Here is a 14504-nt window from a genome sequence, read left to right as displayed (position 1 = left end):
TCCCGGTCGCTTACAGGTTGATCAGGGTCTGGTCGACGGTCTGCTGGGTCTTGATCGTCTGCGCGTTCGCTTGATAGTTGCGTTGCGCGGTGATCAGGTTCACCAGTTCGCTCGTCAGATCGACGTTGGAGTTTTCCACCGCGCCGCCTTGCAGCACGCCGTGGTTGGTCGAGCCCGGCGCCGAAATCTGCGCGACGCCCGAAGCCGAGGTTTGCTGGAACTCGTTGTTGCCAAGGTTCACGAGACCGTTCTGGTTCGAGAAGTTCGCCAGCACGATCTGGCCGAGAGCCGCGGTTTGCTGGTTCGAATAGTTGCCGGTCAGCGTGCCGTCGGCGCCGATCGTGAAGCTCGTCAGCGTGCCCGCGGCAAAGCCGTCGGGCTGCAGCGAGTTCACGCCGTCCTTGCCGCCGAACTGCGTCGTGCCGGCGATGTTCAGCGTCAGCTTCTGCGGCGTCGACGAACCGTCGGTAGTCGGGATCGAGAAGTTGTAGGCAAACGGCGTGGTGGTGGCGACACCCGACGCGTCCGTCGTGCCGAGCAGCGTGCCCGACGAGTTGAAGTTCGCGTGGCCGACCAGTTGCGCCGTGCCCGTCGAGGTGCCGGCGTACACGTTCCACGTACCGGCCGACGTCTTGGCGAAGTACATGTTGACCGTCTGCGAGCCGCCGAGCGTGTCGTAGACCGTCGTGCTGGTCGAGTAGTTGTACGTCGACGAGCTGTTCTGGTTGAACGCCACCGGGGTCGGCGCGATCGCGACGCTGTCGCCGGTCGCCGGCACGCCGTTGAACGTGATGGTCTGGCCGTTGCCGAGCGAGATCGCCGTGCCCGCCGTGTAGGTCGCGGCGGCGGACGTCGTGCCGAGCGTGGTGTCGGTGACCGTGTAGGTCGTCGGGCTCGTGAAGTTGACGGTGTAGCTGTCGTTGTTCGTGCCCGAAGCGGTGTTCGTGATGGTCGCGCCCGGCGTCGTCAGCGTGCTGCCTGTGACGAGCGTCGGCGTGACGGCCGGCGTGCCGAGCATCAAAGGATCCTGCGCGTTCAGGTTCAGGCCGGCGGTGATCTTGGTAGTCGCTTGCGGCGCGATGTTCGCGGTCGGCACGGTGAGCGGCACGGTCTGCGCGGTGTTGATGATGCCCGAGCTGTTCGCGGCATAGCCCATCAGCTGCAGGCCTTGCGCGTTGGTGATGAAGCCGTTCTTGTCGAGCTGGAACACGCCGTTGCGCGAGTACACCAGCGAGCCGTTATTCGACAACTGGAAGAAGCCGTTGCCGTTGATCGCGACGTCGAGCGCCTGGTTGGTGCTGGTGATCGTGCCTTGCGAGAACTGCTGCTGCACTTCGGCGAGTTTGGTGCCGATGCCGACCTGGTTGCCCACTGCGGTCGCCACGGAATTGGCGTACATGTCGGCGAATTGCGCAGCGCCGCTCTTGAAGCCAACCGTATTCGCGTTGGCAATGTTGTTGCCGATCACGTCGAGGTCGCTCGACGATGCTGACAAACCACTCAAACCTTGTTGGTAACCCATGACGGTCTCCGTATCTGGAAAGTCGTAACTGACAGAATCTGAATCAGAGGATGGCGGCGACGCTGGTCAAGCCGACCGTCGAGCCGTTCGACAGCACGAGGCCCGGCGTACCGTTGGGCTGCATGACGACGCTTTGCACCGTGGAGCCCGTGAGCGTGGTGGCCGTGGCCTGTTGACCGTTGATCGTGCCGACCGCGCTGATCGTGTAGGTGCCGTCCGGCAGTGCATTGCCGGCCGTGTCGGTGGGCGTCCAGCCCACCGGAATCGTGCCGGCCGACTGCTTGCCGAGGTCGATCGTGTTGACGATCTGACCTGCCGAGTTCTTCACGACGACCTGCAGATCGCCCACCGAGTTGGCGAGCTGCACGCCGAACGCGGCGGCCTTGCCGCTCGCGACCGCCACCGAGCTGCCCGGGGCGAGCACGGTCGAGCCGATCAGCAACGCGGCTTGCGACTGCTGGCCCGCCGACATCTGCGTGGCGAGCGAGCTGAGCGTGGTGTTCAACTGGCTGATGCCCGAGACCGTGTTGATCTGCGCCAGCTGCGAGGTCATCTGCGAGCTGTCCATCGGATTGGTCGGGTCCTGGTTCTTCAACTGCGCGACGAGCAGTTGCAGGAAGGTGTTCTGCAGATCGGTCGCCGAGGTGCCGGACGTGCTGCCCGTCGAACTCGAGGCACTGTTCGTGCCGTTCATCGTGTCGAGCAGCGTTTGCGACACAGTCGTGCCGCTGCCGCCAATGGTGGTGTTGGTGGTCAAGGAGCTCTCCTCAGGTTCCGATCGTGAGCGTTTTCAGCATCAGTGTCTTGGCGGTGTTCAGGGTCTCGACGTTGGCCTGATATGAGCGCGAGGCCGAGATCATGTTGACCATCTCCTGCACCGGATCGACGTTCGGCAACGTGACGTAGCCGTCCGAATTCGCGGCCGGATTGCCGGGGTCGTAGGCGGTCTTCATCGGCGTCGGGTCGTCGACCACGCCGGTGACCTGCACGCCGCCAACCTGCTGGCCGGAAGCCGTGCGCGCGCCGCCGAGCGGGCTGACCGCGAACACGACCTGCTTGGCCTTGTACGGCTGGCCGTCCGGGCCGGTCGTGCTGTCCGCGTTGGCGAGATTCGACGCCGTCACGTTGAGCCGCTGCGACTGCGCCGACATCGCGGAGCCTGCAACACCAAAAATGTTCATCAGGGATGGCATGTTTCCTGACTTCTCCTGCCGGTTCGAACCGGCTCAAGTGTTAATCCCGTAGCGATTGTTCTTGCGTACTGCTGAGTCTGTCGCCGTGGCTTCTTACGAGCCCGACTGGATTGCCGACAGCATCGTTTTGATCTGGCCGGATAGCACCGTCATGCCCGATTCGAAGTGCAACGTGTTGTCCGCGAACTGCACCCGCTCGGTATCGATGTCGACCGTGTTGCCGTCGAGCGCGGGTTGCGTCGGCACGCGGTATTGCAGGTTGCCGTAGTCGTCGGACGTGCCGCCGGTCGGCGTCAGCGTCGACTTGCCGGCCATGTGGCCCGGCGCGGTCGACACCATCGACATGCCGCTCGTCACACCCGCGGGCTGCGTCATCGCCAGCGTCGCGTTGTTCGACGCGGCGGTTCCAGTAGCGCCGCCGCTCTTCTTCAGCGCGCCGGCGAGCGACGAGGCGAAGTCGACGTCGCGCGCCTTGTACCCGGGGGTATCGGCGTTGGCGATATTCGACGACAGCAGCTCCTGCCGATAGGCGCGTACATCGAGCGCTTCACGGCCAAAGGCGAATTCGGCATCGAGTTTGTCCAGCATAAGAATCTCCGGAGAACGTTCCCGAGGCTTCCCGTGCATGCCTCGCGTGAGGACTGCACCAGGCGGGAAGACCTTTTTGCATGAGGTGCATCTTATGGGCCGAACGCAAGCGGCAATCGGACGAATAACCGGGAAAGGGGGCTTCTATTCAACGTTTGCGCAATGGGGGCGCTCACTAGAATGCAAGGCGTACCGATGCATTCGATGGAGAAACACGATGGACCAGCCCGCCTTCGATCCGACGCACCGCGCGAATTGCGCGGCGGCGCATCGCGTGGGTGCGGGCGCTGGCGTCGGGCGGCGTGCCGCGCGCACGGCCTCGCGTCTCCTGATTCGCCTCGTGGTGAGCCTGACGGTGTGGGTCGCCGGCGGCATCGTGCTGCTGCCGGTCAACGCGCAGGCTCAGGAAGCCGGCGGCCCGATCGTGATTCCGGGTCCGGGAGAAAAGAATCCGGCTGCGCTCGCGGATCTGGCCGAGCACATGCAAGCCGCGCCTGCAAAACGCACGGGCTCCGCCGCGACCTTGGCCGCCGCCACCGCGCAGTCGCTGACGCCGAATTCCACGACTCGCGACGCCGATTCATTCACGCGCGCCGCCAATGCGAGCGGCTCGATCGTCATTCCGGGCGCGGGCGAACCGCCGGCCGCGCCGCAAATGATTCGCACCAGCTTCAAGCCCGACGCCAGCGGTGTCGTGACGATTCCTGCGCCGGGCAGTGGCAATGCCGTGGACGGTGTCGCCAGAGTCAACGTCGTGCCGGGTTCGCGTCAGGCGGTTCCGGTCGTGGTGACGCCTGCGCCGCAGGCGAATGGCGCACGGCAAGCCGCGGGCGTTCAGCCGGTGGCCGCCAATGCGCCGCTCAACGCAGCCGCTGGGGCCTCCGCGGCGGCAGGATTCGATAGCCTCGCTTCACGCGGAGAGCCGCCGCAGTTGGGCGCGAATGGCAAGCCGGTCGCGACCCGTGCCGCTGTCGCGCCGGCTGCGACGGCCGCGCCCGCTCCGGCTGCTATCGCTCGCACACCGACGGTGCGGCAAGTCGCTCCCGCCGTCGCGCAACAGAATCTTCGCCCCGCGACGCTCGCGCCAGCTGCGCCGCTGCCCGGCCAGCAAGATCCGGAAGCGATCCGCAGCGCCGCGCTCGCGTTCCTGCAGCAGCAGTCCGCCGGTTTGCCCGGCAAGGTCGACATCACCGTGGCGCCGGCGTTTCCGCGCGGCCTCGCAGACTGCACGATGCTCGAACCGTTCATGCCGAGCGGCGCGCGCCTGTGGGGCCGCATGACCGTCGGCGTGCGCTGCGCGGGCGAGCGCCCGTGGACCATTTATCTGCAGGCGCGCATCTCGCTGCACGCCACCTACTATCTGGCCGCGCGCGCCATGGCGCCGGGCGAAGTGCTCACCGCCGCCGACCTCGTTGCGCGCGACGGCGACCTGACCGGCTTGCCCCAGGCCATTGTCACAGATCCGTCGCAAGCGGTCGGCTCGGTCACGCTCACGCGCGTCGCCGGCGGCATGCCGCTGCGCCGCGACATGCTGAAAAGCGCGTCGGCGGTATCGATTGGGCAGACTGTGCGCGTCGTGGCGGCCGGCGATGGTTTCGCGATTTCGGCGGAAGGCAGCGCGATGAACAATGCGTCGCCGGGCCAGCAGGTGAGGGTCAAGACGGCGAACGGCCAGATCATTTCCGGCATCGTGAAAGACGGCGCGACCGTGGAGATTCAGCTGTGAGCCGCTACGGCGAGCACGCCATGACGAACTCCGGCGCCACGCCCGTTCTTGCGGCCGCGAGCGCTGCGGCGGGCTGCGCCGGAAGCAGGCCAGCCAAGGGGCCGGCCGGAGATGTAAGGAAAGGTAACGCCTTGATCGATTGCGCTAAAGTTTTGATCAGCGGTAGCCGTTATAAGGATCAAATCGTTCAGGAAGCCAATCGTGAAAGTCGATTCCACAACCAATTCGAATCTGCCGACGTTGAAAGACGCCCTGTCCCGTTCGCAACAAAGCGACGCGACGACCGCGAACAGCAACGCGCAGAATGCGGGCACGGCCTCGCAGACCACCACCAGCGGTTCGGGCGACGCCAGCGTCAGCCTGTCGGGTCTGTCGCAGCATCTGCGCAGCCTCGCGGCGTCCGGCTCGGCCGATATCGACACGGCGCACGTCGAGTCGATCAAGCAAGCCATCAAGGACGGCTCGCTGAAGATCGATTCCGGCAAGATCGCCGACGGCGTGCTGAACACCGCACGCGAACTGTTGCAAAGCAAAACCTCGTCGGCCGGCAACTGATCGACGCATCGAAGTACGGTGAAGTGCCGGGCGGCGTTCGACAAACCCGGCTCGCGGAGCATTCGCGAGCCGTCGTGTTCAGCGAGTTGTTGAGATGAAAGACGCCCTGCTTGCCACCCTCATCGAAGAATATTCGGCCGTCGAGGCATTTGCCTCGATTCTGACGCTCGAGACCAAGGCGCTGACTGCCTTGTCGCCGCTGGAATTGCTGCCGCCGATCGTCGAGAAGAAAACCGAACTGATCGGCGAGCTCGCCAAGCTCGAAGCCACGCGTGACGGGCTGCTCGCCGAGCTGGGCTTTCCGGCCGGCTGGCCCGGCATGGAGCTCGCGGCCAGTACCGACCCACGCATCGCCGAGCAATGGTCGCTGCTGCAGAAAGCCGCCGAACGCGCGCGGCGCTGCAATACCAGCAACGGTGAACTGATCCGCGTGCGCATGGACTACAACCAGCGGGCACTCACGGCGCTGCAGGTGGCCGTGCCGCAGAAGGTCGGTTTTTATGGTCCAGATGGCCGGATTCCGGCGCGTCCCACCGTGTAGAGATTGTCGTTGGACCCGCATGGCCTGACGCGCGGGTCTGGCTGAAACAGCTGTATTGAAAAGGGCTCGTCTTTTGACGAGCCCTTTTTGCTTTTCAAGCATTCCGTATCGATCACGCCGCCCTCCTTCCCACACACGTTAGCCATCCGGCCAGGTGGCGCGGAATCGCCACCCGCGTTGAAATCACGGCTTCCCCCTTACTGAGTCGCTCCGTCGTCCCGGGCTTTTTCAAAGCTATCCGGACGTGCATCAACGGAGTGCTAAGCACTAGCGAGATTGTGTAATGGTGTGTATGATTCGAGGAGTGCAGTATGAAAAGTGCCGAGGTCGTGAAACTCATTCAAGCGGCGGGTTGGCAGCTGGTCCGCATATCGGGCAGCCACCATCATTTTCGTCACGCGGCAAGATCCGGTCTCGTGACCATCCCGCATCCGAAGAAAGACCTTCCGCCCGGCACATTGAACAGCATCCTGAAACAGGCGGGCCTGAAATGAAAAACCTGACTTTCCCTATCGCGATTGAACCGGGTAGCGCGGATCACGCGTTCGGCGTCATCGTGCCCGACATTCCGGGCTGTTATGCGGCAGGCGACACGCTGGAGGAAGCCTACGCGAACGCCAAGGAGGCTATCGAGGCACATCTGGACCTGCTGCTCGACGAGGGCTTGCCGATTCCCGCGCGACGAACGCTGCAAGAGCATCGGCGCAATCCCGACTATGCGGATTTCACGTGGGGACTTGTCGCCACCCGGAATATTCCCGCCTTGAAGAAGGCGGTACGTATCAATATCTCGCTGCCCGAAGCGCTGGTCCAGGAGATCGACACTTATGCCCAGGCGCGTGGCATGTCGCGCTCGGCCTTTCTGGCACTGGCCGCGGAACATGAAATGGCCGAGGCATGAGGAAAAGCGGATGCGCGACGCTCCGCTCCCTGCTCATTCATACCATCGAGTACTCGAACTTCAGGTCGCCTCGGCGTTCGCCCAGGCCATCTCGCGCAAGCGCGTGCGCAAACGGGCCACGGCCTGGCTGTGCAACTGGCACACCCGTGATTCGCTGACTTCCATCACCGCGCCAATTTCGCGCAGGTTCATGCCGCGTTCGTAGTACAGCGACATCAGCAGCTTCTCGCGATCCGGCAGGCGGTCGATCGCCTCCACCAGTGCCGAGCGCAGGCTGTCGTCGAGCAGCGCCGACAGCGGGTCCGAGTGATCGACACAGTAGCGGTCGAGGAACGGCTCGTCGTCCGCCGAACGGTCGAAGTCTTCGTAGTAGATCAGCTGGCTGCCGTGCAGATCCTGCAGCATCGACTGATACTCGTCGAGCGGCATTTGCAGGTGCTCGGCAATCTCCGTTTCGCTCGCCGAGCGGCCCAGGTTCTGCTCCACCTTGTGCACCGCCGTTTCCACTTCACGCGAGGTGCGCCGCAAGCTGCGCGGCAACCAGTCGTTGCTGCGCAACTCGTCGAGCATCGCGCCGCGAATCCGCTGGCTGGCGTAAGTCTCGAACTGCGCGCCCTGGTCTTCCTTGTAGCGGCTTGCCGCGTCCAGCAGTCCGATCATGCCGGCCTGGATCAGATCGTCGAGATCGACGCTCGCCGGCATCTTGGCGACGAGCTGCAAGCCGAGGCGACGCACGAGCGGTGCGTACTTCGTCAGAACTTCGGCTTGGGAAATCTTTCCCTGAGCGTTGTACATCGTGCTCCCCTTGTCCTTGTGCCGCCTCTAGGCGTGCTGCGCAGACGGTTGGTCGGCGTGTTGCGCCGCTGTAACTGTCGCAGGCGCCATCCACGGCGTTTGCGACGACATCGCTGGCCGCATCGGCCAGTACTGCAATTCGGCCGCGAGGTGCCGGAAGTCGCGCGCAGCCGGTGTCGATGGAAACGCATCGACGACACAACGCGACAACTCCAGGGCTCGCGCCATCCGCCCATCGGCGGCAATACAACCGGCGTCTTCCAGCGCCACCGTCAGGTAGCGCCCGGCCACGCCGGCCAGGTTTGCAAACGCGGTATGCGCGTCGTTCACGCTCTGCACGTGGTTCACCAGCACGCGGAACTGCGCGATGGCGTGCCCGTAGTGCAGGCGCTTCATGCATGCGTACGCGTCGGTGATCGCCTGCGCGGCCATGCGCGTGACGATCATTACGTCGTGCGCCTGCATCGCGAGCGCCGACAGGTGGCCTTGCGGATCGAGTTGCGCGTCGATCAGCACGACATCGGCGGAGCCTCGCAACACCACACCGAACTCCGCAGCCGTATGGCCTTCCCGGTTAGGACGCGAGGCGGCCAGCACCGAGAAGCCGAGCGCGTGCCGCGCGGCGGCGTCGTCGAGCGTCATCTCGCCACGCATCACGGCGGCGAAATTGCCTGCGCCGCGCACGCCGCCGAGCATCGCGCTCACCGACTTCTCGCCGAGGCATTCGTCGATTACCAGCACGTCTTTACCTTGCTGCGCCAACGCGGCGGCGAGGTTCACCACCGTCGTCGTCGAGCCGACACCGGCCGAGCCGCTCGTCACCGCAATCACGCGCGAGCCGCTGCGAGCCAACATCCGCCGCAATCCTTCTGCCTGATCGGAGATGAGCTTATCCAAAGCGGACCTCGTGCAACTCGGACGTGGAACGCGCGGACAAAGCGGACAGCAAAGCCGGAATGTCGTCGTCGTGTGGCACGAATGGCGAGTTGTCGCGCGGTATGCAGAAGGCGCTCTTGATCAGGAATTTCCTCGTCGCGACGTACAGGTTCTCCGGCACCTTCTGACCGGTCGACACGTAGTGCACCGGCAGCTTGTAGCGGATCACCGTATCGAGCACGCCGCCTAGATTGGTGGCTTCGTCGAGCTTGGTCAGAATGCAGCCGGCGAGCGGCTGTTGATCCGGCGCGCGCTGATAGGCCTGCACGACTTCGTTGAGCGTGTCGCCGTGGCTCGTTGCGTTGAGCAGCAACAGGCGCTGCACCGGCTGACCAGCGTGGCACAGCATTGCGATCTGGTCGGAGACGAGGCGGTCGCGCTGGCTCATGCCGATCGTGTCGATCAGCACGATGTGCTTGTTGCGCAGTTCGGAGAGCGCGAGTTGCAAGTCGGCACCGTCCTTCACTGCGTGCACCGAGACGCCGAGAATCTTGCCGAAGATGCGCAGTTGTTCGTGGCCGCCGATCCGGTAGCTGTCGGTGGTGAGCAACGCGACCTTGCTGGCGCCGAAGCGCATCACGCAGCGCGCGGCAAGCTTGGCGGTGGTCGTCGTCTTGCCGACGCCCGTCGGGCCCATTAGCGCGAACACACCGCCGCGCTCCATCAGCGCGTCTTCGTCTTCCATCACCGGCAGGTTCGAATCGAGCACCGAGCGGACCCAGTCCATGCCGCCTTCCATGTTCTCGACGTCGTCCGGCAGGTTGTCGACCATCATCTGCACGAGCTGCGCGGAGAAACCGGCGGCGAACAGATGCTTGGTGAGCGAGGCGCGCACTGGATTGCGGCGCTGGCGTTCGCCCCACAGCAAGCCGGCGAAGTGTTCTTCCATCATCCCGCGCATCGACGACAGTTCGCTCATCACGGTGTCGTTGACGACCTGCTCCATGCGCGCCTTGATCGCTTCGGCGACCGAAGCGGGCGTGCGGGCGTCATCGCTCGAGGACGGCGCGGGTGCGTTTTTCTGCGCGGCGCGGCGCGCGGCGGCTTGCGCGCCTTCGCGCGCCCAGTCGGGCGTGTCGACGGCTTGCGGCGCGGGGGTCTTGCCCGGCTCGACGGCGGCGCCGAGGCCCTTGGCCATCGCAGCGGCCGGCGTCATCGCCGCGGGGCGCGCGCTGTATGCGCCTTGCGGCTGCTGTTCGGCGGCGATGCGGCGCGCGTGGTCGATCAACCATGGATTCGATTCGGCCATGGTGCGCGGCGTTTGCGCGTTGGAGCTCGGCGCGCTCGGCGCAGCCGGTACGCCGGCCGCTTTGAGCAGATCGGCGCGGATGTCTTCGGTGAGACGCGACGCCGCGGCGCGGGCGCTCGGTTGTTCGAGGGCGATCGGTTGCGACGGCAACGCCGCTGCTGGCTTGACCGGTGCCGCTGCCTTCACCGGCGCGGCCGGCAACGCTTTGGGCGTGCCCGCCAATGCGGCCTTCGGCGCGTTCGCGGCCGGCTTCATGATGGCGGCCGGTGCGTCGCTCGCGTCTTCATCGGCGTGGCTGGAATTGGCGTGGACCGAGCTGTTGCCCGCATTCTCCGCGCCCGCTTCCGGGCTTGCGCCGAACACCGACGAGAACACATCGGGCATGCCGCTCGCATACGGATTCGCCTGCATCGCCGATGTTGCCGGCATGGCGCGCGGTGCGGCGAGCGCCGGTTGTCCAGCCATGACATTCATCGATCCAGCCTGCGTTGCGCCGGCGCCTGCGCGCGGAACCTTCGGCGTGATGGCGGCGAGGTCGCTGTCGGCCAGTGCGACGATCTCGACGCTGCCGTCGTCCATCGTGCGATTGGACAGTACGACGGCATCCGCGCCCAACGCTTCGCGCACGAGACGCAGCGCATCACGACTGGTAGCACCGACAAATTTACGAATGTTCAAGCTGGACCCCCGATGAGGTAAACGGACTAACGGACCGGCAACATACCGCTTCCCATTGAGATCATTATTGCGAAACCCGTCGAGTCACGATCGATGGATAAAGACCGTTAAACGTGGGCAATTCGGGCGATGGAAACGCGCCGCAAGTCATGCGCACGGCGGTTTTAAACATGCCTTTCCCGCGCGCGCGGCGGCGCTTTCGCGGACGCAGCATGTACTCCGCCGTCCGCTCGCGGCATGAAAAGTCAGGCGCCGAAATGAAAACCGGCGCTCGATGAGCGCCGGCAAGAGACATCGGCCGGAAGCAGGCCACGGTGAGCTGCCCGCGTCAGCCGTGCGCGCCGATCAGATTCACCACCTTGATATTGCGCGTGTCGGGCACTTCCGCATACGACAGCACCTTCAACTGCGGCAGGCTGCGGCGCAGGAAACGCGCGAGCATCGGCCGCAACGCGTGCTGCACGAGCAGCACGGGCGCGAGCCCGAGGTTCTGCTGACGCGTCATCGCCTTCTGGGTTTCGTTCAGCAGCGTGTGCGCGAGGCCTGGCTCGAGACCCGGATTGGAGCCGGTCGAGAGCGCCTGCGAGAGCACACGCTCAAGATTCGAATCGAGGCCCATCACCTGCATGTCGCCAATGCCCGGGAACCACTGCTGCGTGATCGCGCGACCCAGCGCGAGGCGCACGGCGGCGGTGAGATCGTGCGCGTCGGTGATCTTCGGCGTGTGTTCGGAGAGCGCTTCGAGGATCGTGCGCATGTCGCGGATCGGCACGCCTTCTTCCAGCAGGTTTTGCAGCACCTTTTGCAGCGTGGTGAGCGGCAGCGACTTCGGCACCAGATCGTCGACCAGCGACGGTGTGTCCTTCTGCATCCGCTCGAGCAGCGCCTGCACTTCCCGGCGGCCGAGCAGTTCCGACGCGTGCGTGACCACGAGGTGATTCAGGTGCGTCGCCACCACGGTGCTCGAATCGACCACCGTGTAGCCGTACACCTGCGCCTGTTCGCGCAGGTTCGTATCGATCCAGATGGCCGGCAAGCCGAAGGCGGGATCCTGCGTCGGCGTGCCCGGCAGCGCGGCGGAGACCTGGCCTGGATTGATCGCCAGCCACTGGCCCGGATACGCTTCACCGACACCCACTTCGACGCCCTTGAGCGCGATGCGATAGCCGTTCGGCCGCAACTCAAGGTTGTCGCGGATATGAATGACCGGCGGCAGAAAGCCGATTTCCTGCGCGAACTTCTTGCGGATGCTCTTGATCCGCTTGAGCAGTTCGCCGTCCGAGTTCTTGTCAACGAGCGGGATCAGCCGGTAGCCGACTTCAAGGCCGAGCGTGTCGATCATCGTCACGTCGTCCCAGCTCGCTTCGGTGTTTTCGACCGGCGCCATCGCGGCCGGCGCGACATCGACGAGTGCCGTGGTGTTCTTGCGATCGTCGGCGCGCTTTTTCATCGTGCGGCCAAGCTGGATCAGACCGCCGCCGAGAATCAGAAACGCGAAGTGCGGCATGCCCGGAATCAGGCCCATCAGCACGAGAATGCAGCCGGTGATCACCAGCACGCGCGGATTCGTGAACAACTGGCCGGTAAGCTGCGTGCCGATGTCCTCGTTGGTCGCCACGCGCGAGACGATCACGCCGGCCGCCGTCGAAATCACCAGCGACGGAATCTGCGCGACGAGGCCGTCACCGATCGTCAGCAGCGTGTAGTTCTTGCCCGCGGACGCGAAGTCCATGCCGTGCTGGACCATCCCGACGATCAAGCCGCCGACGATGTTGATCACCATGATCAGCAAACCGGCGATCGCATCGCCGCGCACGAACTTGCTCGCGCCGTCCATCGAGCCGTAGAACTCGGCTTCCTGCGAGACTTCGGCGCGGCGCTTCCTGGCCTGTTCTTCGTTGATGAGGCCGGCGTTCAGGTCGGCGTCGATCGCCATCTGCTTGCCGGGCATCGCATCGAGCGTGAAGCGCGCGGACACTTCCGCGATCCGCCCCGCGCCCTTGGTGATCACCATGAAGTTGATCACCATCAAAATGATGAAGACGACGATACCGACCGCGAAGTTGCCGCCCACGAGGAAGTGGCCGAACGACTCGATCACCTGGCCGGCCGCGTCGGGACCGGTGTGGCCTTCGAGCAGCACGACCCGCGTGGACGCCACGTTCAGCGAGAGGCGCAGCAAGGTCGAGAACAGCAGCACGCTCGGGAACGCGGCGAAGTCGAGCGGCTTCATCGTGTACATGCTGACGAGCAGCACCATCACGGACAGCGCGATGTTGAAGGTGAACAGCAGATCCAGCAGGAACGGCGGCAACGGCAAAATCATCATGCCGAGGATCATGCAGATCAGCACCGGCCCGGCGAGGGCGCGTAAATTGGTGCTGCTCAAGGCATCCGGCCGTCGAGCGAGGAAACCGGCGCGAGCGTTCATGCGGAGGCTCCTGAAGCGTCGTCGTTATCTGGGTTAACAGCGGGGTTGAGCGTGTCGGCGGCTTCCTGCTCGGCTTCATCGTCCGACACGCCGCCCTTGTCGAGTTCCGCGGGCACGTCGAGTTCGGTCGGTGCGAGCGGCACGTCGCCGCCTTCGGTCTTGAAGCGCCGCAACTGGTACACCCACGCGAGCACTTCGGCGACCGCGCCATACAGCGGGCCCGGAATCTCGCGGTTCAGTTCGACGTTGTGATACAGCGCCCGCGCGAGCGGCGGCGCTTCCAGCAACGGCACGTTGTTTTCGGCGGCGATTTCGCGAATCCGCGCCGCCACGAGGTTCACGCCCTTGGCGACCACCTTCGGCGCGCGCATCTCGCCGTCGGTGTATTGCAGCGCCACGGCGAAGTGCGTCGGGTTGGTCACCACCACGTCGGCCTTCGGCACGTTGGTCATCATGCGGCGACGGGCAATCGCGCGCTGCTGCTGGCGAATCCGGCCTTTGACGTGCGGATCGCCTTCGCTTTCGCGGTGTTCGCGCTTCACTTCTTCCTTCGTCATGCGCAGCTTCTTGTGGAATTGCCACAGTTGATACGGCACATCCATCGCGGCGACGACGAACATGCCCGCCACCGTCATGCCGCAGCACACGGCGATCAGATGCACGGTGTTGGCAAGCGCGAGATGCAGCGGCTGGGTGGCCAGCGCGAGAATCTCCTCGCGGCGATTCCAGACCGCGGTGCCGCCGATCACGCCCACCACCAGCGTCTTCGCGAGCGACATGCCGAGCTGGATCGGTCCGTTGATCGAAAATATCTTGCCGAGGCCGGCGATCGGATTGAGGCGGTTGAACTTCGGTTCGAGGCCTTTCGCCGACAACTGCCAGCCGCCCAGCGCCATGGGTGCGAACAAGGCGGCCGCGCCGGTGAAACCGAGAATCGGCAACAGCGCGTAGAGCCCTTCGCGGCTCGCCACGCCCGCGCCGATCATCATGCGGCGGGTTTCGAACGCGCTGGCGTGATCGAACGTGAAGGCCGCGCGCAGCATGCTCTGCAAATGTTCGCCGATGCTGCCGGACATCCCCCACACGCCGAAGAAGCCCGCCGCCAGCAGGGCAAACGTGGACAGCTCCCGCGAACGCACGATCTGCCCTTCCTCGCGCGCCTTCTGCAGGCGCCGGGGAGTGGCTGATTCGGTTTTTTCGAGGTCGCTATCCTCTGCCACAAAAGCTCTCCAGTCGGCTGAGGCACGGCGCCTCTTTCCAGTGAGAGCGATTATTCCCGCTCGACGCAAGCACCGATCGGCGGATAAGGGCGGAGAAAGGGGGGTATTTCGAGGGATGGAACAGCCGGGAAGCCGGCCGGTCGGGCTTGCTGGCCGCGCCGCGACGAGA

Annotated in this window: 14 protein-coding genes; 5 read left to right on the top strand and 9 right to left on the bottom strand. The window is 64.9% G+C overall.

Annotated elements, in window-relative coordinates; all coding sequences use genetic code 11:
• Nucleotides 1-10 precede the first annotated feature (10 nt).
• From P0D73_RS12700 to flgB, 4 genes are all read right to left on the bottom strand, one after another.
• Nucleotides 11-1522 carry a flagellar hook protein FlgE gene (locus P0D73_RS12700; RefSeq protein ID WP_132376601.1) on the bottom strand — a complete coding sequence of 504 codons (1512 nt, stop codon included), beginning with the start codon at nt 1520-1522 and terminating at the stop codon, nt 11-13.
• 43 nt (nt 1523-1565) lie between these two features.
• Nucleotides 1566-2279: a flagellar hook assembly protein FlgD gene (locus P0D73_RS12695; protein WP_132376600.1), complete on the bottom strand. Its 714-nt coding sequence runs from the start codon at nt 2277-2279 to the stop codon at nt 1566-1568.
• A gap of 10 nt (nt 2280-2289) precedes the next feature.
• Entirely contained in the window at nt 2290-2715 is a 426-nt protein-coding gene (flgC, locus tag P0D73_RS12690) for a flagellar basal body rod protein FlgC (protein ID WP_012434707.1), read from the bottom strand.
• 93 nt (nt 2716-2808) lie between these two features.
• Nucleotides 2809-3303, bottom strand: a complete 495-nt coding sequence (gene flgB / locus P0D73_RS12685; RefSeq protein ID WP_408207192.1) for a flagellar basal body rod protein FlgB — start codon at nt 3301-3303, stop codon at nt 2809-2811.
• A 217-nt stretch (nt 3304-3520) separates the two neighbouring features.
• Between flgB and flgA the strand changes: the two genes are divergently transcribed.
• The 5 genes from flgA to P0D73_RS12660 all read left to right on the top strand — a co-directional run bounded on the left by flgA (nt 3521) and on the right by P0D73_RS12660 (nt 7026).
• Nucleotides 3521-5029 (top strand): flagellar basal body P-ring formation chaperone FlgA, encoded by a 1509-nt coding sequence (gene flgA, locus P0D73_RS12680; RefSeq protein ID WP_408431534.1) that lies wholly within the window; start codon nt 3521-3523, stop codon nt 5027-5029.
• 201 nt (nt 5030-5230) lie between these two features.
• Nucleotides 5231-5584 (top strand): flagellar biosynthesis anti-sigma factor FlgM, encoded by a 354-nt coding sequence (flgM, locus tag P0D73_RS12675; protein WP_132376597.1) that lies wholly within the window; start codon nt 5231-5233, stop codon nt 5582-5584.
• A 94-nt stretch (nt 5585-5678) separates the two neighbouring features.
• Nucleotides 5679-6125 (top strand): flagella synthesis protein FlgN, encoded by a 447-nt coding sequence (locus tag P0D73_RS12670; RefSeq protein ID WP_408176423.1) that lies wholly within the window; start codon nt 5679-5681, stop codon nt 6123-6125.
• A 311-nt stretch (nt 6126-6436) separates the two neighbouring features.
• On the top strand, nt 6437-6619 hold the full coding sequence (locus tag P0D73_RS12665; protein WP_132376595.1) for a type II toxin-antitoxin system HicA family toxin: 183 nt from the start codon (nt 6437-6439) through the stop codon (nt 6617-6619).
• Nucleotides 6616-7026: a type II toxin-antitoxin system HicB family antitoxin gene (locus P0D73_RS12660; RefSeq protein WP_132376594.1), complete on the top strand. Its 411-nt coding sequence runs from the start codon at nt 6616-6618 to the stop codon at nt 7024-7026. The genes P0D73_RS12665 and P0D73_RS12660 overlap by 4 nt, the downstream gene beginning before the upstream one ends.
• A 60-nt stretch (nt 7027-7086) precedes the next feature.
• Here P0D73_RS12660 and P0D73_RS12655 read toward each other — a convergent pair whose 3' ends face one another.
• The 5 genes from P0D73_RS12655 to flhB form a co-directional block, all read right to left on the bottom strand.
• On the bottom strand, nt 7087-7821 hold the full coding sequence (locus P0D73_RS12655; protein WP_132376593.1) for an RNA polymerase sigma factor FliA: 735 nt from the start codon (nt 7819-7821) through the stop codon (nt 7087-7089).
• Nucleotides 7822-7848: 27 nt separating this feature from the next.
• Nucleotides 7849-8718, bottom strand: coding sequence for a nucleotide-binding protein (locus tag P0D73_RS12650; protein ID WP_132376592.1), 870 nt, complete (start codon nt 8716-8718; stop codon nt 7849-7851).
• On the bottom strand, nt 8711-10684 hold the full coding sequence (gene flhF / locus P0D73_RS12645; protein WP_408285596.1) for a flagellar biosynthesis GTPase FlhF: 1974 nt from the start codon (nt 10682-10684) through the stop codon (nt 8711-8713). Before flhF ends, P0D73_RS12650 begins: the two co-directional genes overlap by 8 nt.
• A gap of 328 nt (nt 10685-11012) precedes the next feature.
• The gene (gene flhA / locus P0D73_RS12640) at nt 11013-13115 is read right to left on the bottom strand and encodes a flagellar biosynthesis protein FlhA (RefSeq protein ID WP_132376590.1); all 2103 of its coding nucleotides are present in this window, start codon (nt 13113-13115) and stop codon (nt 11013-11015) included.
• Nucleotides 13112-14335 (bottom strand): flagellar biosynthesis protein FlhB, encoded by a 1224-nt coding sequence (gene flhB / locus P0D73_RS12635; protein WP_132376589.1) that lies wholly within the window; start codon nt 14333-14335, stop codon nt 13112-13114. The genes flhA and flhB overlap by 4 nt, the downstream gene beginning before the upstream one ends.
• Between the last annotated feature and the right edge of the window lie 169 nt (nt 14336-14504).

Origin of the sequence: Paraburkholderia sp. RL18-101-BIB-B (assembly GCF_046026985.1) — a bacterium.
In the GTDB taxonomy this organism is placed as follows: domain Bacteria; phylum Pseudomonadota; class Gammaproteobacteria; order Burkholderiales; family Burkholderiaceae; genus Paraburkholderia.
Note: the sequence above shows the minus strand (reverse complement) of the source record. Positions and strands in the feature narration are given on the sequence as shown.